The 26540-nt window shown below is 28.6% G+C and carries 23 protein-coding genes and 2 other annotated features; of the genes, 2 read left to right on the top strand and 21 right to left on the bottom strand.

Annotated elements, in window-relative coordinates; all coding sequences use genetic code 11:
• Positions 1 to 42 precede the first annotated feature (42 nt).
• The 10 genes from panD to L3B98_RS25245 form a co-directional block, all read right to left on the bottom strand.
• Positions 43 to 417: an aspartate 1-decarboxylase gene (gene panD, locus L3B98_RS25290; protein ID WP_015393294.1), complete on the bottom strand. Its 375-nt coding sequence runs from the start codon at positions 415 to 417 to the stop codon at positions 43 to 45.
• A 221-nt stretch (positions 418 to 638) separates the two neighbouring features.
• A complete protein-coding gene (gene panC, locus L3B98_RS25285; RefSeq protein WP_238918710.1) occupies positions 639 to 1490 on the bottom strand; it encodes a pantoate--beta-alanine ligase in 852 nt (283 codons plus the stop codon).
• Positions 1491 to 1569: 79 nt separating this feature from the next.
• Positions 1570 to 2397: a 3-methyl-2-oxobutanoate hydroxymethyltransferase gene (panB, locus tag L3B98_RS25280; RefSeq protein WP_077363595.1), complete on the bottom strand. Its 828-nt coding sequence runs from the start codon at positions 2395 to 2397 to the stop codon at positions 1570 to 1572.
• Entirely contained in the window at positions 2397 to 3374 is a 978-nt protein-coding gene (locus L3B98_RS25275; protein WP_238918709.1) for a Rossmann-like and DUF2520 domain-containing protein, read from the bottom strand. The genes panB and L3B98_RS25275 overlap by 1 nt, the downstream gene beginning before the upstream one ends.
• A 206-nt stretch (positions 3375 to 3580) precedes the next feature.
• A complete protein-coding gene (locus L3B98_RS25270; RefSeq protein ID WP_015393290.1) occupies positions 3581 to 4081 on the bottom strand; it encodes a DUF6803 family protein in 501 nt (166 codons plus the stop codon).
• A 132-nt stretch (positions 4082 to 4213) separates the two neighbouring features.
• Positions 4214 to 4906, bottom strand: a complete 693-nt coding sequence (locus L3B98_RS25265; RefSeq protein ID WP_026106380.1) for an MgtC/SapB family protein — start codon at positions 4904 to 4906, stop codon at positions 4214 to 4216.
• 235 nt (positions 4907 to 5141) lie between these two features.
• Positions 5142 to 8396 (bottom strand): DEAD/DEAH box helicase, encoded by a 3255-nt coding sequence (locus L3B98_RS25260; protein WP_238918708.1) that lies wholly within the window; start codon positions 8394 to 8396, stop codon positions 5142 to 5144.
• A 17-nt stretch (positions 8397 to 8413) separates the two neighbouring features.
• On the bottom strand, positions 8414 to 8602 hold the full coding sequence (locus L3B98_RS25255; protein ID WP_238918707.1) for a hypothetical protein: 189 nt from the start codon (positions 8600 to 8602) through the stop codon (positions 8414 to 8416).
• A gap of 10 nt (positions 8603 to 8612) precedes the next feature.
• Positions 8613 to 10550 carry an ABC-F family ATP-binding cassette domain-containing protein gene (locus tag L3B98_RS25250; RefSeq protein WP_238918706.1) on the bottom strand — a complete coding sequence of 646 codons (1938 nt, stop codon included), beginning with the start codon at positions 10548 to 10550 and terminating at the stop codon, positions 8613 to 8615.
• 149 nt (positions 10551 to 10699) lie between these two features.
• Positions 10700 to 11326 carry a GNAT family N-acetyltransferase gene (locus L3B98_RS25245; RefSeq protein WP_077363587.1) on the bottom strand — a complete coding sequence of 209 codons (627 nt, stop codon included), beginning with the start codon at positions 11324 to 11326 and terminating at the stop codon, positions 10700 to 10702.
• A gap of 263 nt (positions 11327 to 11589) precedes the next feature.
• Positions 11590 to 11842 (top strand) — a binding site (T-box leader).
• 151 nt (positions 11843 to 11993) lie between these two features.
• Between L3B98_RS25245 and ilvB the strand changes: the two genes are divergently transcribed.
• Both ilvB and L3B98_RS25235 read left to right on the top strand, forming a co-directional pair.
• Positions 11994 to 13676 (top strand): biosynthetic-type acetolactate synthase large subunit, encoded by a 1683-nt coding sequence (gene ilvB / locus L3B98_RS25240; protein ID WP_238918705.1) that lies wholly within the window; start codon positions 11994 to 11996, stop codon positions 13674 to 13676.
• Positions 13669 to 13980, top strand: coding sequence for an ACT domain-containing protein (locus L3B98_RS25235; protein ID WP_015393282.1), 312 nt, complete (start codon positions 13669 to 13671; stop codon positions 13978 to 13980). The genes ilvB and L3B98_RS25235 overlap by 8 nt, the downstream gene beginning before the upstream one ends.
• Positions 13981 to 14175: 195 nt before the next feature.
• Here L3B98_RS25235 and L3B98_RS25230 read toward each other — a convergent pair whose 3' ends face one another.
• From L3B98_RS25230 to L3B98_RS25180, 11 genes are all read right to left on the bottom strand, one after another.
• A complete protein-coding gene (locus L3B98_RS25230; RefSeq protein WP_238918704.1) occupies positions 14176 to 14730 on the bottom strand; it encodes a hypothetical protein in 555 nt (184 codons plus the stop codon).
• Between the two features lie 162 nt (positions 14731 to 14892).
• Positions 14893 to 16332: an Asp-tRNA(Asn)/Glu-tRNA(Gln) amidotransferase subunit GatB gene (gatB, locus tag L3B98_RS25225; protein WP_238918703.1), complete on the bottom strand. Its 1440-nt coding sequence runs from the start codon at positions 16330 to 16332 to the stop codon at positions 14893 to 14895.
• A gap of 12 nt (positions 16333 to 16344) precedes the next feature.
• Positions 16345 to 17778 carry an Asp-tRNA(Asn)/Glu-tRNA(Gln) amidotransferase subunit GatA gene (gene gatA / locus L3B98_RS25220; RefSeq protein ID WP_343073710.1) on the bottom strand — a complete coding sequence of 478 codons (1434 nt, stop codon included), beginning with the start codon at positions 17776 to 17778 and terminating at the stop codon, positions 16345 to 16347.
• A 19-nt stretch (positions 17779 to 17797) separates the two neighbouring features.
• Positions 17798 to 18082 (bottom strand): Asp-tRNA(Asn)/Glu-tRNA(Gln) amidotransferase subunit GatC, encoded by a 285-nt coding sequence (gene gatC, locus L3B98_RS25215; protein WP_015393278.1) that lies wholly within the window; start codon positions 18080 to 18082, stop codon positions 17798 to 17800.
• Between the two features lie 181 nt (positions 18083 to 18263).
• On the bottom strand, positions 18264 to 19553 hold the full coding sequence (gene aspS / locus L3B98_RS25210; RefSeq protein ID WP_015393277.1) for an aspartate--tRNA(Asn) ligase: 1290 nt from the start codon (positions 19551 to 19553) through the stop codon (positions 18264 to 18266).
• A gap of 122 nt (positions 19554 to 19675) precedes the next feature.
• Positions 19676 to 19940 (bottom strand) — a binding site (T-box leader).
• A 126-nt stretch (positions 19941 to 20066) separates the two neighbouring features.
• On the bottom strand, positions 20067 to 20618 hold the full coding sequence (locus tag L3B98_RS25205; protein ID WP_015393276.1) for a GNAT family N-acetyltransferase: 552 nt from the start codon (positions 20616 to 20618) through the stop codon (positions 20067 to 20069).
• 142 nt (positions 20619 to 20760) lie between these two features.
• Entirely contained in the window at positions 20761 to 21870 is a 1110-nt protein-coding gene (locus L3B98_RS25200) for an amidase domain-containing protein (RefSeq protein ID WP_015393275.1), read from the bottom strand.
• A 25-nt stretch (positions 21871 to 21895) separates the two neighbouring features.
• Positions 21896 to 22804 (bottom strand): M15 family metallopeptidase, encoded by a 909-nt coding sequence (locus tag L3B98_RS25195; protein WP_238918757.1) that lies wholly within the window; start codon positions 22802 to 22804, stop codon positions 21896 to 21898.
• 240 nt (positions 22805 to 23044) lie between these two features.
• Positions 23045 to 24475, bottom strand: coding sequence for an MDR family MFS transporter (locus L3B98_RS25190; protein ID WP_238918697.1), 1431 nt, complete (start codon positions 24473 to 24475; stop codon positions 23045 to 23047).
• 254 nt (positions 24476 to 24729) lie between these two features.
• Positions 24730 to 25827 carry an alpha/beta hydrolase gene (locus L3B98_RS25185; protein WP_238918696.1) on the bottom strand — a complete coding sequence of 366 codons (1098 nt, stop codon included), beginning with the start codon at positions 25825 to 25827 and terminating at the stop codon, positions 24730 to 24732.
• Positions 25828 to 25865: 38 nt separating this feature from the next.
• Positions 25866 to 26207 (bottom strand): hypothetical protein, encoded by a 342-nt coding sequence (locus L3B98_RS25180; protein ID WP_015393271.1) that lies wholly within the window; start codon positions 26205 to 26207, stop codon positions 25866 to 25868.
• Positions 26208 to 26540: the final 333 nt, after the last annotated feature.

Below are 26540 nucleotides of genomic sequence, written 5' to 3'. Positions count from 1 at the left end.
CTTGCTTTGGATATCTATATGATTCAAAATATAAGTTAAATCTTATTCATTAGATTCATAATTAGTTATTTCTTTAATTGTATTATCTTCATTCATAAAAACTACTTTTGGCTTATAGGTTTTTGCCTCGTCCTCAGTCATTTGAGCATAAGCAATTATTATTACTTTATCTTCAGGTTGTACTAGTCTTGCTGCAGCGCCATTTAAACAAATGACTCCAGAATCTCTTTTACCTGAAATTACATAGGTTTCAAGTCTTGCCCCATTATTTACATCAACGATTTGAACTTTTTCATTTTCAAGTATGCCTGCTGCCTCCATTAATGTTTTATCTATTGTAATACTTCCCACATAATTTAACTCAGCTTGTGTTACTGTTGCTCTGTGTATTTTTCCTTTTAACATAGTTAATATCATTTTTTATTCCCCCTTGTATAATGAATTCAGTAAGTTTAATTTTTAATTCTTCCCTCTTATTTCCCATATAAATTTGCCTAGTTATATTTATTTACTATATTATTTAGTTCTTCATTGCAGCATAGCTGCTTTTTTAATAGGTTAAATTAAGTTCCTTATTGTAGCATAGCTACTCTTTTTATAGGTTATATTAAGTTCTTAATTGCAGCATAGCTGCTCTTTTAAGAGGTGTATATCTCAAAGATAAAATTATCAATTAATCTAGTTTTGCCTATATAAACTGCAATTGGAATTAATATATTTTTTTCTATAATTTCAACATTTTCTAAAGATTCATTATCAACTATTTCTACATAATCAATTTTAGCTAAAGGCTCTTTATTGATTTCTTCCATCATAATTTCTTTAATTTTTGAAGCGCTTCTTTCACCTTTATTTAATAGATTCTTTGCTATATTTAAACTTCTACTTAATGCTGATGCTGCTTTTCTTTCTTCAGCTGAAAGATAAGTATTTCTTGAACTTTTTGCTAGTCCATCTTCTTCACGAATTATTGGACATGCTATTATATCAACATCTATGTTTAAATCTCTTACCATTCTCTTTATAACAGCTACTTGTTGAGCATCTTTTTGTCCAAAATAAGCTTTATCTGGAGTTACTATATTTAATAATTTAGACACAACTAAACAAACGCCATCAAAATGCCCAGGTCTTTTTGCACCACAAAGTACACTTGTAAGTTTTGAAACACTTATGCTAGTTGATCTATTATTAAAATACATTTCGTTAGGCTCAGGATTAAAGACAACATTAGCTCCAACCATCATGCAAAGTTCTAAATCTTTTTTGATATCTCTTGGATAACTGTCATAATCTTCATTAGGACCAAATTGAGTGGGGTTAACAAATACACTCACAATGACTTTATCATTTTCTTCTACAGCTTTTTTTATTAGACTTTGGTGGCCCTCATGTAATGCTCCCATGGTTGGAACAAACCCAATGGAAAAACCTTCTTTCTTCCATGACTTAACTAGATTTTTAAGTTCTTTAATTTCTTTTATTAACATTTGGCATCTCCTCTTTCCTCTCAAATATAAAGAAAATTACAAGTTTGACTGTGAATATCACATATGTTTTTTTGTTTTATTAATATAACTTACTTAGTTCGTTTTCATCAATTTTAAAGGTATGCTTTATCTCTGGGAATAATCCTTCTTGAACTTCATTAACATAAGAGTTTATTGCATTGCGCATGATTTCACCTATATTGGCATATTGCTTTACGAATTTAGGTACAAAATCATTAAACATTCCTAGCATATCCTGATACACTAATATTTGACCATCACAATACTTACCTGCTCCAATTCCGATTGTAGGAATTGAAACTGACTTTGTAATGATTTCAGCAACTTTTTCTGGAATTCCTTCTAGGACAATTGAAAAGACGCCAGCCTTCTCTAAATTAACAGCATCTTCAATAAGCTTCTTAGCTGCGATTTCACTTTTTCCTTGAACTTTAAAACCTCCAAAAGCATTTATGGATTGAGGGGTTAAACCTAAATGTCCCATCACTGGAATTTGAGCATCTACAATGGCTTTGATTTGAGGTATAACATTAGCTCCACCTTCAAGCTTTACTGCATTAGCTCCTCCTTCTTTAACTAATCTTCCTGCATTTGAAACAGCCTGCTCTACAGATATATGATATGATAAAAACGGCATATCACTTACAATAAGTGCATTTTTTGTGCCTCTTTTAACAGCTTTTGTATGATAGATAATTTCATCTATAGTAACAGCTAAAGTATCTTCTTCACCTTTAATTACCATGCCCAATGAATCACCTATTAATATTCCATTAACATTACTTTCATCAATAATTTTAGCCATAGAGTAATCATATGCTGTAAGCATGCTCAATTTTCTTCCTTGTTCCTTAGCTTCCTTAAATGTCAAAACTGTATTTTTCATTAATTTACTCCTTCTAAAATATTATATATTTCCAAGTGTTTACTAGATTTAGTGATTAAATTAGTAATCGCCATTTCTTCATTAGAGGAATCGTTATTTACATCTAATGAGATATTCCCAGCTTTAATTTCTTTAAATGCCATAATTTTTAATAAATTAATTGATAATCTTTTATAAAGCTCTTGATCTTGATTATCTAAAACAGATAGATGTTTTTTGACTGTAGATAGATCTCCCCTTACAATAGGACCAGTCAAGGAATTTGAAAAACCTTTATCACATATGCTGTCTATATTACCTTTTATTAATGGTTTTAGAGCATTTAAAGCATCTTCCTCATTTAAGCCTAGTTTCATCAGATAATTTATTCCTATATCTAATAAAGACAATGTAAGATTAGAAACAAGAACATTGGCCAAATGATAAATAGAAGAGTCAATTTTGTTCCTAATAAAATATCTATTTCCTATTTCATTAAATAGTTTTATAATTGGTGAATTTTCAATAATATCACCTTCTATAGAAAAATAAATATTTTCTAAAGCTGTTAAGTTTGTATTTTTACTTGAAAATGCGAATATGGGATGTACAGAATAGATTAATGCACCAGAATTTTTTGCATTATATAATACATTTGATTGTAATGAACCACTGGCGTGGCAAATAGATTTGTCTTTTAAATCAAATTTTGATAATTCATTATCTATGAGTGAAATTGAGTCATCAGGAGTTGTTATAAATAAAATATTACTTTCCTTGATAAGTTCGTGTATGTTTTTATAAAATTTTGATTTAGTAGCATGTGCAGCAGCTTTGGCAGTATTTTCATTTCTTCCATAAAAACCGCTTAGTTGCATTCCTTTATGAGTAAAGTAGCGTCCTAAACTTACGCCTACCTTCCCAGGACCAATAAATCCAATTTTAATAGTATCACCTCCATAAATGTGATACAACATCCTAATTTTAATCTCATTCATATAGATATGAGTTATATTATAAGTATTAATGCTTTTCTGTTTGGTGTAATTCATCTTCGATACTACCCACAGATATTCTATCACTATGTTATGATTTTAACAATATAAATTTATAGAAAGTGTGCTATTTAAAACTAGTATTTTAAATAAAAATAATAAGAAGACAAGCATCTGTTGTAACTGTCTTCTTATTAATTAAATTATTTCTATTGCATTCCTGGCATAGATGACATATTTGACATTGAATTAATTATCTCTGGATTTACCATACCAAAGATCATTGCAATATGAGCAACAACTAGAAAACCACCAATAAGAATAAAGTGAATCTTAGTCTTTTGGTTCTCTGTTTTATTTTTAAATATTACACCAAGTTCCATTAATGCAATTGGTAAAACAAATACTACTCCACTTAAGTAAAAACCGACAGCTACTACATCTACCCATGTATGCCATCCCCCACTTGTTGTAAGTGGAATAACTGCATTAAAAAGTAGATAAATAAAAATACCTGTGAAATAAAATCCATCAAATATACCTACGATTTTATTAAGAGTTCTTAAACCACCTGATCGAGACTTATTAAAGATTATGAAAAATTCTGTAATAGTAAGAGTCTCAGCACATATTACAGGTATAGCCATAAAGATAATTAAATTCCAAGGTTGATTTTCTGCCAATAAGGACATGTAATGAGTCATGTTCATAATAAATACCTCCATATCATTGATATATTATATATTATCAAAAGAATATGAAGATATTATGAAGATAAAATCGGTTATTTTAACGATACTGCATAGATATTGGTTAATTATTTCATATTTGTCCTTAAAAAGCTACATAATTTCTTCAACTGACAATACATTTTCAATAGTATGAAGCTTTAAAATGTATTCAGAATGTTCTATTTTATCTGCCAATGTTAAAGTCATTGTAAGCCCAATAGTATGTTTATCCATTTCATTTGACTTCTTAACTTCTATATTAGAAACTTTAGTTCCATCAGATTTTACTACATCAAGAAAGCTCTCAACTCCAGTTATATGTTTGATTTCAACATATACATCTAATATTCTAGAATGATTCCTTGAATACAAATCTAACTTGTGAAGCACTGTAAATACTCCAAACAAGAAGACACATGATATTAAAGCTCCTTCATAAAATCCAATTCCTATTGCAAGCCCCATGCATGCACAAGACCAAAGTCCAGCGGCTGTTGTAAGTCCTTTAACTTCACGATGGCCAACAACAATAGTACCCACTCCTAAAAATCCAATACCACTTATTACCTGTGCACCCATTCTGCTTGCATCTGTACTTATCTTAAGTATATCTGTCATATATTGGCTTGTTATCATAACCATAGCGGCACCAATACAAACTAAGATATGTGTCCTAAAACCAGCAGGTCTTTTTTTCCTTCCTCTTTCTGCCCCAAGAATACCTCCACAGATTGTAGCCAAGGTAAGTCTTAAAATTATAGATACTGTGTTAACCTCTCTTAAATATTCTAATAAATTCTCTATTGTTTTTCCCTCCTGTAACTATAAAATGATGCGATATTTAAGTTCCAATTAAAATATACTACAAAATTTGTTCAAAATTAAATATTTCCATTGTAAATCAATATTCGGTGATAATTATTGAATATTTAACATTGATAATTTCAATATATATATAATTTATTTACATTTAATTATAGTGTGCAATTTTTTTCTTCTTTTTAAATTTGTAACAATCGTAATCTATTTAATTCTTATCCTAGTTAAATAAATTTATAATTTCATCTTCTTTTAAGGTATTTATAAAAGTACCTACTGATAAATCGTCACCAAGAACTTTGTTAATCAGTTCTCGCTTTGAATCTTGAAGTTCCATTATTTTTTCCTCTATAGTTCCTTCAGCAATCAGCTTAATTACTTCGACTATATTTTTTTGGCCAATTCTATGAGCTCTGTCTGTTGCTTGATCTTCAACTGCTGGATTCCACCAAGGATCAAAATGTATTACTATATCAGCACTAGTTAAATTTAAACCAGTTCCGCCAGCCTTTAAGGATACAAGAAATACTGGATTTTCTCCATTATTAAATTCATCAACCATTTTCATTCTATTTATTGAAGATACTGCTCCATCTAAATAAGAATACAAAAAATGTTTCTCACTTAAAATTTTACCTATATTTTTTAATACTGAAGTAAATTGAGAAAATACTAATATTTTATGTCCTTCCTCAATACTTTGTTCTAATAGTTCTATAAGTGCATCTATTTTACCACTAGCCCCAGAATAATTGTCCATGGTAACTGAAGGATCTAAACATATTTGACGAAGTTTTGTGATATAAGATAAAATTTCAATTTTACTTTTTGCAAACTCAAAATCATCAACCTTCTTTTGAATTAAATCTCTAGCATAATTTGAATAAGTTTCATATACAACTTTTTGTTCATCACTTAATGGAACAAAAAGTCGTTTTTCAATTTTATCTGGTAATTCTTTAATTACATCCTTCTTATATCGTCTAAGAATAAATGGTTTTGTAAGCCTGTTTAATTCTTCTAGAATTTCTGGACCCTCTTCGAGTCTTCTAAAGTATCTGGTAACAAATTTTTTTTCGTTATATAAATATCCTGGCATAATAAAATCAAATATTGACCAAAGTTCCATTAATGAATTTTCTATTGGAGTACCAGTAAGTGCAAATTTAATTTTAGCTTTTATGTCTTTAACTGATTTAGCACTTAGAGAACTTTGATTTTTTATATTTTGTGCTTCATCTAAAATACAATAATCAAATTCCATATTGTATAACTCTAAATCACGTCTTAAGAGATTGTAGGTAGTTAAAATTACATCAAACTCGTCGTATTTCTCAATTAATTTTTCTCTTTCTTCTCTAACGCCATTAGATATACCTATTTTTAAAGATGGAGCAAATTTCTTGAATTCATTTTTCCAATTATAAATCAAAGAAGTTGGAGCTATAATTAAAGTCTTTGAGTTTGGCTTAGATAGCAGAAAAGTAATAGCTTGAAGGGTTTTACCAAGTCCCATTTCGTCTCCAAGTATTCCTCCAAAACCCAGATAATCTAAAGTTCTAAACCAATTATACCCGTCTTTTTGATATTCTCTAAGCTGAGCTTGTAAACCATATGGTGGTTGAAACACTTTATCTTTAATATTTTTCAGTCTACTCTTTAATTCCTTAATTTCCTCACAGGTTTCAATAAATCTTAATTCTTTATCTTCAAGATAATCTTCAAAATATGCTCCTTTGCTTGAAGGAATTTGTATTAAATTATTGTTTAATTCTTCTTCTAAGAGCAAATTATCCATAAGAACAAGTACTTCTTTTAAAGCTTCTTCTTCTAAATCTAAAAATTCTCCATTTTCAAGTTTATAGTATTTTAAATTATCTCTAAAACTTCTTAGGATTTTTGCAGTTTCTTCTTGAGATATGTCTGAGAGCTTAAATTCAAATTCAAAATAATTGAACTTACCTTTTCTAACTTCTCCCTTAAAATCTGATTTCTTAATATCTTTTATACCTTTAAATCTTTCAGAATAGAATACTTCACCATATTTTTGTAGTTTTTCTATATCGTATTTAAAAAATCTGAAGATTTCTTCATCATCTTTCATAAAATATAGTCTTTCATTTATTTCCTCAAATCCAAGGCTTTTTAATGTTGCTAAGACTTCATATTCCTTATGCGTATCTCTGTAAATTATTTTATCAGTAACTTCATCAAAGTAATTAAACTCATATCCTTCATAAGAAACTTTATATAATAAAGATATTTCCTTGTCCTTATCAAAATAAAATCTAAAACTAACAGGACCAATTATAATTTTATTTCTAATATCTTTTGAAAGAGTTAAATCTTTTGATACTTTTTGAATAGCTGGTATCAATTCTTTTAAAATTTTAGTTTCTTTATTTTTATTGAAACTTATTTTTGGTGTACCATTAAATATTTTTAAATAAGGAGATAATCTTTCACATTGTTCTATAGATGGAATATAAATTGAAGTCCCATATAAAAACACATCTTCATTTTGAGTTAAGATTTCAGGGATTCCACTATTAGCTTCTAAAACTATAACATCTTTTTTGCTTGTTAATGCAAAAGAAATAGGTAAATCCCCATATATTATATCAGTTTCTAAAATTCTATAAAAAAATCCATCTCCGAGGAAAACTCTATTTTTTTTAATGATTGTCAAAAATTCTTTAAACATAATATCAGGAATAGTCAAAGTCTTTCCATCAATTAATTTATCTTGTGATCGTCTGAAGTTTCTATCTCTATCAGCCATATTTTTGATATTATTCATGAATTTAATCAATCTGTTATCTTCAGCATTGAAGCTTTGAGTTTTAATATCAAAGGTAAAATCTTTACCATATTTTATTGGAACCTTATTATAGTGAGCTACTAAAAATTGATTAATATCTTTTACTATATACATTTTGTTGCTTTGGTTTTTTAAACCTATTTTAAATTCCGCTTGAAGCTTTGAAGACCAATTATTCTTATTAATAATTACTTCAAATTTCAATTTTTCTTTTTGAGAATCTCCTATAAGTAAAGACAATAAATCATTATTAGACTCTTCTTTAAAGGAAGCTCTCGTATCCTTTTGTTTAAAAATGTTAGTTATTTTATTTCTCAACTCATCATCGTCATCTAATTCTCTTAGAAAGGTATAAAATGTTGCTACTAAATGCTTACAGCAATAATTATCTTTTTTAAATTCATTTTTTTCAAAATCCAGGCAACTACAGTAGCTTCCAATAACTTCTTTTGTTATATTATCAAATTCTAGTTTACATGAATATTCACTTAGAAGGCTTTCTGAAACTACAATTGAATTGATTTTAATAGAATCTCTATCTACATCAACTTTAAGGTCTCTTAATAAATCATTTTTTATTACCCTTTGACCTTTAGTAAGAGTTAAATTTGTTATGTTTTTATTGAAACCCTCTAGTAAAATTTGTTTTATCAATTATATCACCTGCATTTTTACTTCCTAATTTCTTTAATATTTTTTATTAAGTCTACACTAATATATTGAGATTTTGATACTCCCTTTCCAAAATATCGTATCTGTTTATACTTTCTGCCTTCAAGTTCTATATCTAAAATATCAATACGTTCTCCTTGAAATATAGTTGGTTCAATTTTTCCTTTTAAAAATACATGTACTTCCATTTATTTACCTCTAATTATTATTTTTGAATTCTTCAATTGCTTCAGCAATTTCATTTAAATATTCCCAACGTTCATATTTAAACTCTAATTCTTTTTGAATAACATCTTTTTCTTTAATTAACTCATTAAGTTTACCGTAGTTTGAAGAGTTTTTTGACATTTCAGTTTCTAGTGTTTTAATTTTTTCTTCCAACTTTAAAATGTCATCGTCTATTGTTTCATATTCTTTTTGTTCTTTAAAGGTAAACTTTGGTTTGTTATCTTTAGTTTTTTCTTTTGAGTTTTTGATTCTGTCATCTTTTGTTTCACCTGTATTTTTACTGGTAGTTATATCAGAAGCTTTTTCTATTTCCTTTGAAATTAAAAAATCACTATAATTACCATGATATTCTTTTATATATCCATTTCCTTCATAAGAAAATATTTTAGTACAAACTCTATCTAAGAAATATCTATCATGGGATACAACAACTATTACTCCCATAAATTTATCTAAAAAGTCTTCTAGTATCTTTAAAGTCTCTATATCTAAATCGTTAGTAGGCTCATCTAATATTAAAAAGTTTGGAGATTCCATTAAAATTCTAAGTAAATGTAGTCTACGTTTTTCTCCTCCAGATAGTTTCCCAATAGGAGTATATTGCATTGTACTATCAAAAAGGAATCTTTCACACATAGTTGAAGCAGAAATTTTTGTACCATCTTCAACTGGTATAAATTCGCCACCCTCCCTAACATAATCAATTACTCTTAAGGTTGGTTCCATATGATTATTATCTTGTGAAAAACAGCTTATCTTTACTGTATCTCCAATTTCAATTGTTCCATTGTCAGCAGCAAGGTTTCCTCTCAATATATTAACTAACGTTGTTTTACCAGCACCATTTTCACCTACTACTCCAATTCTATCGTCTCTTAAAAATATATAATTAAAATCTTTAATTAATGTTTTATCTCCAAAGGATTTGCTTATATCATATAATTCAACAACTTTTTTACCAAGACGAGACCCAACAAGGGAAATATCCACATCTTCTTGTCTCTTCATACTTTCAGTATTAACAAGTTCATCAAATCTTTGGAGTCTAGCTTTTTGTTTTGTAGTTCTTGCTTTTGCTCCTCTACGTACCCATTTTAACTCATTTCTAATTAAAGCATTTCTTTTATCTTCTTGAACTTGCTCAACTTCTAGTCTTTCAATTTTCTTTTCAAGAAAAGCTGTATAATTTCCAGGATATGAATATAAATTTCCTCTATCTAATTCTATAATTTTATTAGTTACTCTATCTAGAAAATACCTATCATGAGTAATCATTAATAAAGCACCTTTTCTAGAATTTAAGTACTCTTCAAGCCATTCAATAGAATCTGAATCTAAATGGTTTGTAGGTTCATCTAAAATTAGCAAATCGCATGGAGTTATTAGTGAGCATGCAAGAGCTATTCGCTTTTTTTGACCGCCAGATAAATTTCCAACTTTTTGAGAAAAATCTTTTATTCCAAGCTTAGTTAATATAGTCTTTGCTTCACTTTCCATATCCCATAAATTTAAAGAGTCAATTTCACTTTGAACTTTAATGAGTTCCTTATTAAGTAAATCAAATTCTTCTCCCTTTGAAGACTTAATTTTATCTAATAATTCCTCGTATTTTTTTAGGAGTTTCATTTCTTTAGTATCGCCTTTAAATACTTGTTCTAATACTGTTGCATTTTCATGAAATACTGGATCTTGATCAAGAAATTCAATTCTCACATTCTTCCCTTTTATAATATTTCCTTCAAAAAATTCTTCACGTCCTGATACAACCTTTAAAAAAGTGGATTTTCCTGCTCCATTTATACCAATTAAACCAACTTTATCTCCATCACTTATTCCAAGAGAAATATTGTTTAATAAAATTTTATCACTATAACTTTTGGTTATATTTTCTAAAGTAATTATGTTCATTAGTCTTAATCTCCTTCGTGTAAGTATATACATTATATTTTAACATAGTAAACTCTTTATCCCTAGCATTTATATCTAGAAAAATATTTTTAGGTATTTTCAATAATTAAAAGGAGCAGTGGCACTATATACTCATCTGCTCCTTGCTATTAATTTAAGTTATTAATTAAATCTTTAATTTCTCTATAACTCTTTTTTTCATTACCTGCTTTTTCAAGCTCAATATATTCTGGTTTTATTATTGAATAATATTTGCAATCAACAAATACACCTAAATTATTTTTTACTATTTTCCGTAAAATACCTTCATATACAAAATTGCATTTCTTCAAAACCATTCCTGAAGCTAAATTGTTAATATGCCTTCTAGCTGTAATTCTATAGAAATTAATTTCCATAAAGGCAAAATCAAGTACAGTATTTAATACTTCTGTCATAATTCCTTTATTCCAAAACTCTTTACCTATACAAAATCCTACTTCACAGTTTTCGTTAAAGTTATCAAGATTCATAAGATTAATACTTCCAATTACGCTACCAGTAGACTTATCTTCTATTGCCCAATTATAATATTCTAAGCTTTGATAAGCAGTTTTCCAAATTGAAATTACAACTTTAGTTTTATTAATGCTATCATGCTCTTCCCACGTAAGATATTTTGTAACCTCCTTATCAGAAGCCCAATTATAATACATATCAAAGATATCATAAACTCTAAATGGCCTTAATATAAATTTAGTAGTTTCAATAATTTGTGTACCTTTATGATTTAACATTAAAGTTCTCCTAATATCACCATTTTATTTTTTCATAATTACAATATGAGTTTACTTTTTGCTAAAAACAAATTTTTATATTATATTATCGTAATATTATAATAACTTTTAATAGCAATTACAACATATTTTTCTTCAAATATTAATATAATACACTATAAATTATTATAATTTTTTAAAAAAATTCAGAATACAATTAGCAAAATATTCAGAATATTATTGACAAATATATTCATTTTTGAATATAATTAATACAAATCAAATATGCTTCGTTGATAAGGAGAAGTACATATATTTTTGAAATAAAGAGAGAGAATGGTTGGTGGAAATTCTCATGATTTATATATGGAAAGTAGCCTTGGAGAATTTAATAGAAATCATTTTGAGAGTAGAATTAAACGGAATGTCTACCGTTATAAAGACAATGATATAAGCTTTTGCTTGTATCATAATTAAAGAGTGTATTTAATATACAAAATTAGGTGGTACCGCGGTGAGTTGCTCTTCGTCCTAAATGTCTAGGATGAGGAGCTTTTTTTATTTTAAAGATGTTACAAAAGCCAATTATTTATACTTAAAGAGTTCCAAAGATATCATATGTAACTAAAAATTCCATGGTTACCCAAAATCAATGATGAATAGATTATAAAGTTAAGGAGTGATTTTTTTGAAATATAGTGGTGCGGAAATTGTTATAAAACTTTTAGAAAATGAAGGTGTAGAATATATTGCAGGAATTCCAGGTGGATTTAATCTTCCATTATATGATGCTTTATATAAAAGTAAAATCAAACATATATTAGCGCGACATGAACAAGGCGCGGGCTTTATTGCACAAGGAATTTCAAGAAGTACTAATAAGGTGGGCGTATGTTTTGCAACATCTGGACCTGGAGCAACTAACCTATTAACAGCTATTGCAGATGCAAAACTTGATTCAATCCCATTAGTTGCTATAACTGGTCAAGTACCATTATCAGCAATTGGTACAGATGCTTTTCAAGAAGTTGATGCATATGGATTAACTATTCCAATAACAAAACATAATTTTTTAATTAGAGATATTAATGATTTATTTACTGTAATTAAGGAAGCTTTTAAAATAGCTTTAGATGGAAGACCAGGACCTGTATTAATTGATATTCCTAAAAATATTCAGACACAAATCATTGAAGTAGAAGGTTTCTCTAACGAAACTCAACAACTTGATGGCTTGTGTGAGCGAAAAAATTTAAAAGGCTCTACTCTATTTTGTATGGCTGAATTAATTAATAAGTCTAGGAAACCAATTATTTATGCTGGTGGAGGTGTTATTAATTCTAATGCTTCAAACAATTTATATGAATTAGCTAAAAAGGGTAATATTCCTGTTGCTTTAAGTCTTATGGGATTAGATGCGTATCCTAGTAATGATGAATTAAGTCTTGGAATGATTGGAATGCATGGAGCTCCTTATACTAATTATTTGTTTAATGAAGCTGACTTAATTTTAGCTCTAGGTGTAAGATTTGATGATCGTGCAACAGGAAATATTGAAAAATTTTGCCCTAATGCTTCTATAATTCACATTGATATAGATCCGTCAGAAATTAATAAAGTTAAATCAAGTAGTTTATCAATGGTTGCAAATATTAAAGATTTCTTAGAAGATATTTTGCCTGAAATTGAGGACAAATCAAGGCGTGGTTGGATTGAAAGGGTTAAGTGTTTTAAAGAAAAATATCCGTTACCTTCTTATGACAATGATTTACATCCAGCAAATATAATACCTTATATTGGTATTAAGGTTCCTAGAGATACAATTATTGCCACAGATGTAGGACAACATCAAATGTGGGTTGCACAAAGATATCCATTCAGTTCTCCGAGAACCCTTCTAACATCTAGTGGCTTAGGTACTATGGGATTTGGTCTTCCAGTTGCTATAGGCGCAGCCTTGATGAATACAGATAAAACCATACTTTGCTTTAGTGGTGATGGTTCTATATTAATGAATATTCAAGAACTTGCTACCTTAGCAGATTTAGATTTAAATGTAAAAATAATAATTTTAAATAACCATCACTTAGGATTAGTTCGTCAGCAGCAACAGCTTATTTATAATGAACATTATATTGCATCAAGTTTTATTTCAAATCCGGATTTTAAAATTATTGCAGAAGGTTTTGGAATAAATTCATGTGATTTGGCTAGTGAAACAAATCCTTTAGAAAAATTAGGAGAAATTTTAGAAGCTAAAGGACCTTGGTTAATAAATATTCCAATTAATGAAACAGAAAATATTCTTCCAATGGTTCCCCCAGGAAAATCAAATATTGAAATGATCGGTGGTGTAAAATTTAATGATTAACACTAATTCTTATTTAATTGAATTACATGTTAGAAACCATGCTGGAGTGATGAGTCATATTACAGGCTTATTTGCTAGACGTGCTTTTAACCTTGAAGGAATATTATGTGCTCAAATTGGTGATGGTTCAACTAGTAAAATGTATTTATTAGTAAAAAATGATTTTGTATTAGATCAAATTATAAAGCAACTTGAAAAACTTTATGATGTCCTTGATGTAACTCTTCATCAAGATTATGATCAATCTGTATTTGAAAATCTTGATAAAGTTTTGAAATTAAATACAAATGGTGATAATTTATAATTAACGAGGGAGCACATTTCTTACACTTCTGCCACAGCATTGTAACATTGTTGTGAACTTTATAGAATAAAATTAAATTTGTTGAGGTAAAGCATTATTATTTCCCCTATAAACAAAAAGATAACACATACTCCCCTAAGTATGTGTTATCTTTTGTGTTATTTAATAAAAAATTGAATTTTGAGTTTCTTATGCTTACATTTTCATAAATTTCCAAGAATTCTCCATTTGCTTTTGCATTTTATCAAATTGCGAATCCATTTTGTCATTCATCTTATTTATCCAATTATCGAATTCTATTTCTTGTTTGTCATACTCATTTAAGAATTCTTCATAATTAGTTGTAACATTTGGAATCGCCGTATTGGATAGTGTGACAGCTGGCGCTGTTGTTACATCGATTGGAAAAGTTACAGCAGAACATGTAGTACTGTTAAAAGTAATACTAACACCTGCTCCAGTAGTAGTGTTGATATAATATATGATAAAATTACCATTAACATTATCATTATTAGTATTAGAATAAAAGGTATAACCATTACAGCTTGAATTATATGTTACATCTTTATTCGGATAAAAATTGAGCCAATCGAGTCCGGCTTGTTCTTGTAAAGTTGGAATAGAAGTCTCTTTTTCAATATAATTTGAGTTAAAGCTATTATTAGGTTTTGATTCGGCTTTAGCACTAGTAGGTAACGCCATAAGTATACTAGTAAAAGCCATTGCTAAAGCTATTGATTTTAATTTCATACGCTACACTTCCTTTTACATATTTTTCAACAATATTATACCACTTTTTTGGAAATTTAGAATAGGTATCCGGTTTATTAACAAATTTATAACAATTTGCTTTTTATAAAAATAAAGATTATGCTTAAAAACAGCATAATCTTTATTTTGATTATTTAATTTTTATAACTCACTTAATTTTTTATCAACAAGCTCTTTTGCAACCTTTGGATTTGCTTTACCTTTTGATAATTTCATTACTTGCCCCATTAAGAAACCAGCACTTTGTGTTTTACCTGCTTTAAAGTCCTCTACTGATTGAGGATTGTTTGCAATTACTTCATCAACAATTTTTTCTAACTCATCAGTTGAGCTTATTTGCATTAATCCTTTTTCTTCAATAATTTTCATTGGATCTATATTTTCATCGAAAATTTCATCTAGAACTTCTCTTCCAACATTATTGCTTATTTTTCCTTCTTCAACTACTTTTAGAAGTTTTGCAAAGGCTTCTGCTTCTAATGTCATATCTTCAGATTCAATTTTTTTATCATTTAGTATTCTTAAGATATCTCCTAGAATCCAGTTCGCAGCTATTTTAGGAGTAACCTTTAATGAAACAACTTTTTCAAAGAAGGTAGCAAGGCCTTTGTCACCTATTAAAATTTCAACTTCTTTTTCTGATAATTCATAAGAAGTTAAAAATCTTTCTCTCTTTTGATCAGGCATTTCAGGTAATTTGTTTTTCATTTCTTCAATTTGCTCATTATAGATTATTATAGGTGGTAAATCTGGTTCAACCACATATCTATAATCATCTGCTTCTTCTTTTGTTCTCATTGATATTGTCTTACCTTTTGCTGCATCCCATCTTCTAGTTTCTTGAACTATTTTATGACCTTCACCATAAGTATAAAGTTCTCTTTGTCTTCTCTCTTCTTTTTCTAAAGCTTTTTGAAGTTCTCTAAAAGAGTTTATATTTTTAAGTTCAACCCTAGTTCCATATTCTTTTTGTCCAACAGGTCTTAAAGAAATATTAGCATCACATCTTAAAGAACCTTGTTCCATACGACAATCCGAAATTTCTCCATATTCTAATATTGCTTTTAGTTTTTTCATAAAGGCTACAGCTTCACCAACACTTCTCATATCTGGTTCTGTAACTATTTCCGCTAGAGGCACACCAACTCTATTGTAATCAATCAATGATATAGGTTCACCTTCAACATGGACTAACTTACCAGCATCTTCTTCAATATGTATTCTATTTAATCTTACTTTTATTTGTTTTCCCTCATATTCAAATTCAACCAAGCCGCCTGAACAAATTGGTATATCAAATTGTGAAGTTTGATAGTTTTTAGGAAGATCAGGGTAAAAATAATTTTTTCTATCCATCTTATTGTATTTGTTTATAGTACATCCAAGTGCTGTTCCTGCTTTTATAGCTAAATTAACTACTTCTTCATTAAGCACAGGTAGTGTTCCAGGTACCCCTGTACAAATTGGGCATGTATTAGCATTAGGTTCTGCTCCAAATTTAGTTGAGCAAGAACAAAAAATCTTTGTTTTTGATTTTAATTCTGCATGTATTTCAAGTCCTATTACTGTTTCAAAATTCATTATTGTCCCCTCCTATAACTCAACAGCTAAAGCTTGTTCTAAGCTATAAGCAGCTTTGAATATTGTTTCTTCACTTAACATATCACCCATTAATTGAATTCCAATTGGTAAGCCTTCTTTGCTCTTTCCTGCTGGAATAGATATTGCTGGATTTCCTGCTAAATTAACATTTATAGTGTATACGTCAGCCAAATACATTGCTAGTGGATCAGAATTCTTCTCACCAATTTTAAAAGGAAGAACTGGAGAAACTGGTCCTACAATTAAATCATATTTTTGGAAAGTTTTCTTAAGATCATATCTAAGTTTTTGTCTAAAGGAATCTGCCTTTTTATAATATGCATCGTAATATCCAGATGCTAATGCATAAGTACCAAGCATAATTCTTCTTTTAACTTCTGGTCCAAAACCTTCTGTTCTTGAGTTTTCCATTAATTCATCTACATTAGTATAATTTTCAGATCTATATCCATATCTAATACCATCATATCTATCTAAATTTGTACTAGCTTCTGCAGAAGATATTATATAGTACGCAGCCAAGCCATCTTTAATTATTGGAAGAGAAAATGTTTCAACTTCTGCTCCAAGTTCTTTTAATTTTTCTAAGCTATCCTTAACTGAAGCTTTAATTTCTTCATCTAAGCCTTCTCCAAAGAATTCTTCAGGAACACCGATTTTCATTCCCTTTACTCCATCCTTTAGAGTAGCTGTATAATCAATTTCTTTTAAATCCCTAAAGCTTGTTGAATCGTATAAATCTGTTCCAGCAATTATATTTAATATATAAGCACTATCTTCAACTGAGTTAGAAAATGGTCCTATTTGATCAAGAGATGAACCAAAGGCAATTAGGCCAAATCTAGATACTAAGCCATATGTTGGTTTTAATCCAACAACTCCACAGAAGGCTGCTGGTTGTCTGATTGAACCACCTGTATCTGAACCAAGAGATATTGGAGCCATTTTTGCTGCAACTGCAGCAGCTGAACCACCAGATGAGCCTCCTGGAACTCTAGTAATATCTCTAGGATTTAAAGTCTTCTTAAATGCTGAATTTTCATTTGAAGACCCCATGGCAAATTCATCCATATTTGTCTTTCCAATAATTATTGCATCTTCAGCTAGTAATTTTTTTACTACTGTAGCATCGTATGGAGGAACAAAATCTTCAAGCATTTTTGATGCACAAGTTGTATTTACACCTTCAGTACAAATATTATCTTTTATTGCAATTGGAATACCTGCAAGTCTTCCTAATTTTTCTCCAGCTTTAATTTTTGCATCAATTTCTCTAGCTTTAGTAATTGCTTCATCACAAGTTAATGTTAAGAATGCATTTACTGTTGGTTCTGTTTTAGTAATTTCATAAATATATGATTGAACTAGTGCTTCACTAGTTAATTCTCCAGTTTTAATTTTTTCTACCATGTCTTTAATGTTCATTTGCATTTTCTACCACCACCTATTCAATAATCTTTGGTACTTTAAGATATGTTTCTTGCATATCTTTAACATTTCTAAATAAGTCTTTGCATTCAAAAGTCTTAACTTCATCTTTTCTGACTACAGGCTTTAATTCAGCTTTATCATTTATTTCTTCTTTAACTTCTAAATCAAGTTCATTTAAATATTGAAAATTTTCTAAAATACTTTCAAATTCACTAGCAAATTTTGCTGCTTCTTCATCAGAAAATTTTAATTTAGAGAGCTTTGCTATATATTTTACTTCATCAATACTAACTTTCATTACTTTCACCTCTAATAATTATTTTGTCAATTGTCAATTTCCAATGATCAATGATCAATTTTAGGAAAACCAGCTCACATTTATTCATTGGGTAAGTGATTCACACCAAATCAATACTGCTGGAAGAAAAAGTTCGAGTAATCAAATACAAGATTTAGACTCGCACTTTTGATTTCTCTAACTATGGAGTTAATCTCTTCATATCTCTTGGGAATAATGATGCTTCTCTGATATTACCAAGATTTAGAATTTGCATTGTAATTCTTTCAAGACCTATTGCAAAGCCTCCATGTGGTGGCATTCCATATTTGAATGTATCTAAATAGAAAGCAAAATCTTCAAGTTTTAATCCTAATCTTTCCATTTTAGCTTTTAACATTTCATAATCATGGATTCTTTGTCCACCAGTTGTTATTTCAACACCTTTAAAGATTAAGTCAAAGCTCTTTGTCATTTCTGGATCTTCTTCACGTTCCATTGCATACATTGGTCTTTTAGCAGTTGGGTATTCTGTTAAAAATACGTAGTCACTATTGTATTTTTCTTTAACATATTTGTGAAATAATGCTTCTCCTTCATTATCAATATTTCCAACTGGAGATTTTTTATTATATTCAGTTAATAAAATCTCTTGGGCCTTTGCAAGTGGGATTCTTGGAATACTAATTTCTTCTGGCAATTCAACATTAAATAATTTTAATTCATCACTGCAGGTTTCCTTTAGATGTTTGTATAAATATCTTATAAAGTTTTCTTCCATATCCATTAAATCAGTCTCATCTTTAATAAAGCCCATCTCAACATCTAAACTTACATATTCATTTAAATGCCTCCATGTGTTATGAAGCTCAGCTCTGTATGCATAACCTACTTCAAAAACTCTTTCAAAACCTGCTCCAACCATCATTTGTTTCCAAAATTGAGGACTTTGTGATAAGAATGCTCTTCTGTTAAAATAGTTAACAGTAAACATTTCAGAACCACCTTCTGTTCCTGAATGTGTTATTTTTGGTGTATGAATTTCTTCAAAGTCATTCCCTTTAAAGAATTTTCTAAAAGCGTCTTCTATTTCATTTTGAACTTTAAAGATGGCCTTCTTTTTAGGAATTCTAAGGCTTATAGTTCTAAAGTCTAATTGAGTTTCGAGAGATGCTTTTTCTTTAAAACTTTGAACTTCAAATGGTAGTTTATCATAATAAACTTTTCCAGTCATTTCAATAGTTGAAACTTCTATTTCAAGACCCTTAGGCGCTTTTTCATTTGCTCTAACAATACCAGTTACTTCAATTGAATTTTCAAGTCTTAGCCCCTTAATTTGTTCTTTAGTACAAACAAGTTGAATTATTCCTGATTTATCTCTTAGTAATATAAATGAGACATGAGAAAGATCACGAATTTTATGAACCCATCCTTTAAGTAATACTGTTTCTTCACCTTTTACAACTAAATCTTTAATAAATACTCTCTTCATTGTTATTACTCCTTTTTCTATTTATTGCTTATTTTTACATACGAATTTTATACTTATTTTAGTAAATGCACGTTTTTTATATAAATTTTTATATAAAAAAACTCGTCACTATGCAATTAATACATAGGGACGAGATATCATTCGCGGTACCACCCTAGTTGATTTTATAAAAAACCCACCTCATATAAGTACAAAATTTAATTTTATACCCTCCACTTTTAACGGTATGGAACCGGTTAAGTCTACTCTTAGCTAGTTAATTCTAGATAATTTCGGTTAACTGCTCCGAAGTGTTCTTTCAATTCAAGACTCATACAGATATTCCACCATCATCTGCTCTCTAAAAATCATCCAATAGAATTTACTTTTCTTCATCTTAGCATTTATAAATTTATACATTAAATATTAATTTCTTAACATTTTACCAATATTTCTTACAAGATTTATTATATTTCATAATTATTCAAAAATCAATACTTTTTTGAATAATTTGATTATTTATTTTAAATTATACTATAACTCTTTCATTAATACATATCTATTAAGCCCGCCATATTTTAGTTTCTCTACCATTACCTTATAGCCGAGTTCTTTAACTGAATTTAAACTATACTTATTATTAGGTTCAACTGTAGCACAAAGCCACTTCATCCCCGTATCCTTAGCAATTTTCTCTAGATATGTACAAATAATTTTTTGAAGTCTGTTACCTCTATAATCTTTTAAAACTAAAGAAGATTCAAGTTGCCCAACTCTTAGAAGCTCTTCACCTTTAATATTAATATCATATCCATAATTATGCTCATTATATCCGTATTGAACATAAACTCCTATAGCAATCAGTTTGCTATCTTCTAAAGTAATGCAGCCTATGATTTTTCCTGTTTCTTTTAGTGTTTCTTCAAATTCATCTCTTGTTGTACAAGAATAAAATTCCTTATTGTCCATTCCTTCATAAATATCAGATTGAAGTTTCATAATTTCATCAAGATAACTTAAATCTAATAATTTTAATTCAGCTTCAACACTGTTTCCATCTTTTTTGTTTAATATTATAGTATTCATTTTATTTAAGCAAGAATACATAATACTTTCTTGCTAATCCCCCTTATTTTATTATAGTGCTATCTTTATCTATTATACACAAATAATAAAATTTTTCTATATTTGAAAAAACTCAAAAATTACAGTATTATCATAATAATCATTAATATTTAACTTTGACTAACCAAAACTTTATTCTTTTGTCACTCCATCCTAAATCCCAAGGTACGTTATTTCTGTCTGTGTTATGACAAGTTACTAGGGTATATCCCTTTGAATCAGCTCCAGTAACTACTGATACATGAGTTATATCACCTTTTTTTTCATAAGCAATAAAATCGCCTGGCTGAAGCTTATATGACTCCTTATACACTTTATCATAACTGCCTTTTGCTATAACGGATGCTCTTCCACTGTTTATCATATAGTAAGTGAATTTTCCAGCATTTACCCAAGGTCCTGTAGCACTTCCTTTATCATAATTCCAAGTAGAATTTTTTTTGAATTTACCACCTTCAAAGAGAATTTGAGATGCAAAATTAGCACAGTCACCACCTTCTGGATTAAAATCTCTATACTTTTTATTATATTTAAATCCATGCTCTTCAATAGTTGCTGCGCCACAATATTTTTCTGCATATTCCTTTGAACATTTTCTTCTTTCACTTATTGTACTTAAATCTCTTGGAGGTTGATTTTTTATGAACTCCTTAATTGTATCTACCTTAATGGTTTCTAAACTTAAGGAATCTGCAAATGGATCTGTGTACCATTCCTTTGTTATTATCCAATTATTATCTCTTTGGGTTAATTGAAAGGAATGATATGTCCCTATTCTTGAACTATTTATTTGTTCTGGCTTATCTGGATAGACATATCTATATTCCATATTACATAATATACTAAAAGAACATTTTTCACTACAAACATTTGATTTCTTTACCACTATTTTAGGAATAATATCAATAAATTTTACTCCTTGTTTTTCAGCCCAATTATTAATATATTTAACTTTCTTTTCCTCATATTCATATGCCCATTGGCCATACCTTGTATCTGTAGCATATAATTTTTTTATTGAATCCAGATCTTTATCTAGTATTGCTTTATTTTTTATTAAGAAAATATTTTCTGCAATGCTTTTAGCTTCATCTTTAGTAATAATATGCTCGGCAAAAACCATTTTACTATTAATGTTAATTAAAGATAATAGTAAAGCTACTATAATAGCTTTTATTAAAAACAAGAGCTTTTTGTTTTTAGAAAGCTGCATAAAAATCCACCTTTCAAATAAATTTTTACTTTAGTGTATTATCAATAAGTTCAATATATTTACTAGTGTTTTCATCAATAGGGACTCCTTTATACCAATCACTTTCATTATCCCAATTTCCAAAATATCTTGCCTTCAATATTATTTCAGGTCTATATTCAAAATGTAAAATATCAAAATGTCCCCATTTTCCACCCCAAACAAAATTATTTTTTTCAAAAACATCTACTAATTCTTTAGGATACTCTGCTAATCTTTTTTTACCATCTTCAATTGAACTCCACTTCCAGTAATCTTTTCTATCACTTTTTAAATCAATTGCAATACCGTAGGAATGAGGACTTAATCTGCCAGTTCCAGATATAACTCTATAATTAAAAGTGCCACTTGCAGGATAAATAATACTTGCTATATCATTTCTATTTCTTGCTAAAGATATTAATTCTTTTAAGGATTCTTCTAAAGCTTTATTTGCATTATTTTTACTATTGAATTGATAATTTGTATATCCACATTTAATATTAGTTAAATTTTTTTGAATAGCTGTTTTTGAGCTTCCATAAACTTCACTTAGAAGTGCATAATTTCTGGCCCTACCTGGATCAAAGCTTTTATCCATTATTTCATTTGTCTTTTCAAAAGGATAATATTGTTCTAGCATATCTTGAAGATCTGGATCGGATAATTTTTCTTCATGGTTCTTTTGTCTTTTATCATCATATCTAATTTTCTTACTTGATTTCATAACTAAGTAAACTTCATCATTACTTTTTTTCTCAACTCCAGAAATATTTTCAGGGTATGCAAGCATAAGGATTAACAAATCTTGTTTCATTTCAATTTCATAAGGTTTGTTTACTGATGCTTTTGAGATTATTGGGATATTAAAAATAATTAAAAAGCATATTAAAAAAATAATTAATTTTTTTATCATCATTATTCACCACCATTTAATCCTATATGTAATATACTGTCCGAAGATTTATCATACTATGTAAAAAAAATTTGCTGTTCTTATAGTAAAAGATGGAGGAATATAAATAATTAAATATAAAAATGGAAGGTTGATCCACATTAACTTGTCCAAATTTATTGACAAATCAAAACTAGTTCAATCTTCCATTAAGCTATCTTATAAATTATAATTTTTAATCGCTAGTAGCAATTTTGCATTCTATACAGATGTGTACTCAACTTTATCCTTTGCTTCTACTTCTGATTTATTTCGCCCAAAGAATAAAGACAAAATTAATCCAACAAATGCAAATCCACAAACTACCATTGTTGAAGTTGAAAATCCAGTTGCTATTGCAACTTCATTGGTTACGTGGTGCACTTCTAATGCATTAATTTGAGCTGCTGACATTATTCCAATAAAAAGCGATGATCCTATAGCGGCAGAAATTTGTTGAACTGTATTCATTATTGCTACTCCATGAGGATAATATTCTTTTGGCAATTGATTCAATCCATGAGTTTGAGCAGGAGACATAAATAGTCCAACTCCTAGACTCATGCATATATAGATTATTACTAAATGTACTAAAGATGTATCGATTTTAGATAACGATATTAAAAATACAAAGATAGTTACTATTCCTGTTCCTAATGGTATTAAAAACTTCACCCCAAATTTATCGTAAATTTTTCCTCCTACAGGTGCTGCAAGTCCAGCACAAATTACAGCTGGTAATAATGCTAACCCTGCTACAGAACTTGATTTTCCAAGAGCTCCTTCCATATACATTGGTAACATTATACTCATAGTAAAAGTAACCATCATTGCTATCATTACTAAAATTGTTCCCATTATAAACTTTGAATATTTAAATGGAGATAAATTCAACATTGGTTCTTTTAAAGTATTTTGTCGTTTTATAAATATTGTCAAACAAATAATCCCAATTATAAAGTTTATTAAAGTTATCTTAATATTTCCTTCACTTATACTACTTATAGCATATATTAATGTTCCAACTCCAATTGTTGATAAAATAATAGATAAATAATCCATCTTAGGCTTAGTTAATTCTCCAACATTTACTACGAATAGTGAACCTAGAATAATAATTATAGCTACAATTGGTATTAACATTATAAATAATGCATGCCAGCTAAAATATTGTAATATAATTCCTGATACCGTTGGACCAAATGCAGGGCCAAGTAAAATTGCTGGCACACAAATTGCCATTGATATTCCTAGTTTTTCTTTTGGCGCTACTAATAATATGGTATTTGTCATAATTGGTATTATCATTCCAGTACCTGATGATTGTATCATTCTTGAAATTAATAACATAGCAAAAGAATTTGAAAATGCCGCACATATTGTTCCGATAAGTAATAATCCCATTGCACACAAAAATAATTTTCTTGTTTTAAATGATTGAATAAGAAAAGCAGTGACAGGTACCATTACTGCTGCTACTGTCATATAAGCTGTTACGAGCCATTGAACTGTTCCAGCGGATACATTCATGTCTTTCATAATTGCAGATAATGCTACATTAAGTATAGTTTCATTAAAAGTTGCAACAAAGGCACTGGCTACTAATATAGCAATAATACTGATAAAATTTGTTCCTTGATTTTTTTTATTCATAGTTTCCCTCCAAAAATTTAATATTTGCTTTGTAATTGTAGCAATATCCAAAAGTTTCTGTAAGGAAAATTTCTTCTTAATATTGAAAAACTTGTTTTATTAATATATGCACTCGATTACAATAAAGTTTTTGCTGAATTTTTCGTAAATAATTAGATGTATACAGAAAATTTATATAAAAAAATATAACTGAAATGCAACTTCCAGTTATATAAAAAATCAAATATTCACTTTATACAAATTAGTCTATATTTTCATATATTATCATAGAACTCTAATACATCTTCTAAATATGGCTTTAGAATTTCATCTTTTTCACCAAATATTTGATGCCTCGAATTTTCAATTCTAACAATTTTACAATTCTTTGCTCCTTTAGCAAATTGATTTTGTCCTTCTGGTTTTACCATAAAGTCTTGTCCAGCTTGAAATAGTAAAACAGGAATTTCAACTTTTGAAGCATTTCTTTCTTTTATTATTTCTTCTGTTGCCTTAAAAGCTTCGTTTGTCCAATTATAACTAGCTCCTCCTCTTTGAAGTTTTTCATCGTTATCTACAATATCATAACAATACTTGAACCTATTGAAGCTCGTTGTATTAATTGTGTTTAAATCATATTTTGAATTATATGGCTCTTTGCCTAAAACATACTTTCCACCATTACCAATAGCAACCTGTATTTCAACTATAATTTTAGCTAGAAATTCCGGAATATTTCCTGTATTAACTTGGAGCATAGGTGCATTCAAAATGGCTGCATTAAAATAATCTGGATAATCTTCTAAAAATTTTGCACCAATAGCTCCACCCATGGAATGAGCATATAATAACAATTTTTTATTATCATTATTAGGCATTACTACTTCATCAATAAATGTCTTAAAATCAATGACATATTGATTAAAATCATCTACATGTACTTGCGTTTTATCAGCTATACCAAGACTACCTGATCTACCATGTCCCCTATGTTCAATTCCAAAGACATTATATCCATTTTTCATAAAATAGAATATTAACTCATGATATTTTATTAAGCTTTCAGTATAACCATGACTTAAGACTATATTACCTTTTGGATTTTCAACTTTATATTTTTCATAATATAACTTAGCATCTTTATCTCCAGTAATATATCCACTTTGAACTTTATTTAGTAAATATGGCTCAACAATATTATTCATTTTGTCAGAATAATCTCCTTCTGAAATATAAATTTGATCAATTTCGTTAGTAATTTCAGATGCTTGTACAGTTGCGCTAAAAAAATTAAGATTAAAAAATAGTTGTGCAATTAATAATGTAAAAACACACAATATCTTTAAATCGAATTTTGTATTTCGATATTTCAAGTTATACTCTGTCCTTCCTACAATATATTTTTGTCAACTTATTCTAATAGTGAAATAACCCATTTATTACAAGCAGTACATTTATGAATAGTAATAACAAATAAATCAAATTTTTTATTCAAAGCCATTACTCCCATAGAATCCCTTTCTTCTTTTGTTATAAATTCATCATTTTCATCTAAATAGCCAATTATCTCAACTAAATAATTCTTCTTAGTCTTATCGCAGCAACCATTTTCTCCTGCAACTTCGATTATTTCATAATCTAATTCTGGACTTAATTCCTGTATTATATCTAATATATCTTCATAATCCTTAATATCATCTACAAATTCTTCTTCGTAAAATACTAGATCTTTAATTTTAAATAATTCATTCATTTGTTATTCTCCTCTTTTACATTTATTATATGATGCCTTATTAATTATAATATGTTATATTTTTTTTATCAAATATACAATCAAATGTTCAAGGGTAATTGATCAATTATAGAGAAATCAATTTATTTATTGAAATTAGATTTAAAAATTTATTAGAAGATACATAACAGTGTAAAGATATCCAAATTAATAATCAAAATTATAAATAGAATATGCATACATTCGTGAGAAATTAAAATTACAACAATAAACTAGAAATCTGATACATTTTTTTCTGGAGCAGGCATGTGAAATTGAGCTGTTGAAGGGTATTAATGTGGGCTTGTTTCATTT

The sequence above is a fragment of the Clostridium sp. YIM B02555 genome (assembly GCF_022320955.1).
Lineage (GTDB): Bacteria > Bacillota > Clostridia > Clostridiales > Clostridiaceae > Clostridium > Clostridium saccharoperbutylacetonicum.
The sequence above is the reverse complement of the archived record's forward strand: the minus strand, read 5'-3'. Positions and strand labels throughout refer to the sequence as shown.

Coding starts and splice junctions, on each gene's coding strand:
- panD (WP_015393294.1), bottom strand. CDS start 417: ATGATATTAACTATGTTAAAAGGAAAAATACACAGAGCAACAGTAACA.
- panC (WP_238918710.1), bottom strand. CDS start 1,490: ATGTTAATAAAAGAAATTAAAGAACTTAAAAATCTAGTTAAGTCATGG.
- panB (WP_077363595.1), bottom strand. CDS start 2,397: ATGAAAAATACAGTTTTGACATTTAAGGAAGCTAAGGAACAAGGAAGA.
- L3B98_RS25275 (WP_238918709.1), bottom strand. CDS start 3,374: ATGAATGAGATTAAAATTAGGATGTTGTATCACATTTATGGAGGTGAT.
- L3B98_RS25270 (WP_015393290.1), bottom strand. CDS start 4,081: ATGAACATGACTCATTACATGTCCTTATTGGCAGAAAATCAACCTTGG.
- L3B98_RS25255 (WP_238918707.1), bottom strand. CDS start 8,602: ATGGAAGTACATGTATTTTTAAAAGGAAAAATTGAACCAACTATATTT.
- L3B98_RS25250 (WP_238918706.1), bottom strand. CDS start 10,550: ATGAACATAATTACTTTAGAAAATATAACCAAAAGTTATAGTGATAAA.
- L3B98_RS25245 (WP_077363587.1), bottom strand. CDS start 11,326: ATGTTAAATCATAAAGGTACACAAATTATTGAAACTACTAAATTTATA.
- L3B98_RS25235 (WP_015393282.1), top strand. CDS start 13,669: ATGATTAACACTAATTCTTATTTAATTGAATTACATGTTAGAAACCAT.
- L3B98_RS25230 (WP_238918704.1), bottom strand. CDS start 14,730: ATGAAATTAAAATCAATAGCTTTAGCAATGGCTTTTACTAGTATACTT.
- gatB (WP_238918703.1), bottom strand. CDS start 16,332: ATGAATTTTGAAACAGTAATAGGACTTGAAATACATGCAGAATTAAAA.
- gatA (WP_343073710.1), bottom strand. CDS start 17,778: ATGAACATTAAAGACATGGTAGAAAAAATTAAAACTGGAGAATTAACT.
- gatC (WP_015393278.1), bottom strand. CDS start 18,082: ATGAAAGTTAGTATTGATGAAGTAAAATATATAGCAAAGCTCTCTAAA.
- aspS (WP_015393277.1), bottom strand. CDS start 19,553: ATGAAGAGAGTATTTATTAAAGATTTAGTTGTAAAAGGTGAAGAAACA.
- L3B98_RS25205 (WP_015393276.1), bottom strand. CDS start 20,618: ATGAATACTATAATATTAAACAAAAAAGATGGAAACAGTGTTGAAGCT.
- L3B98_RS25200 (WP_015393275.1), bottom strand. CDS start 21,870: ATGCAGCTTTCTAAAAACAAAAAGCTCTTGTTTTTAATAAAAGCTATT.
- L3B98_RS25195 (WP_238918757.1), bottom strand. CDS start 22,804: ATGATAAAAAAATTAATTATTTTTTTAATATGCTTTTTAATTATTTTT.
- L3B98_RS25190 (WP_238918697.1), bottom strand. CDS start 24,475: ATGAATAAAAAAAATCAAGGAACAAATTTTATCAGTATTATTGCTATA.
- L3B98_RS25180 (WP_015393271.1), bottom strand. CDS start 26,207: ATGAATGAATTATTTAAAATTAAAGATCTAGTATTTTACGAAGAAGAA.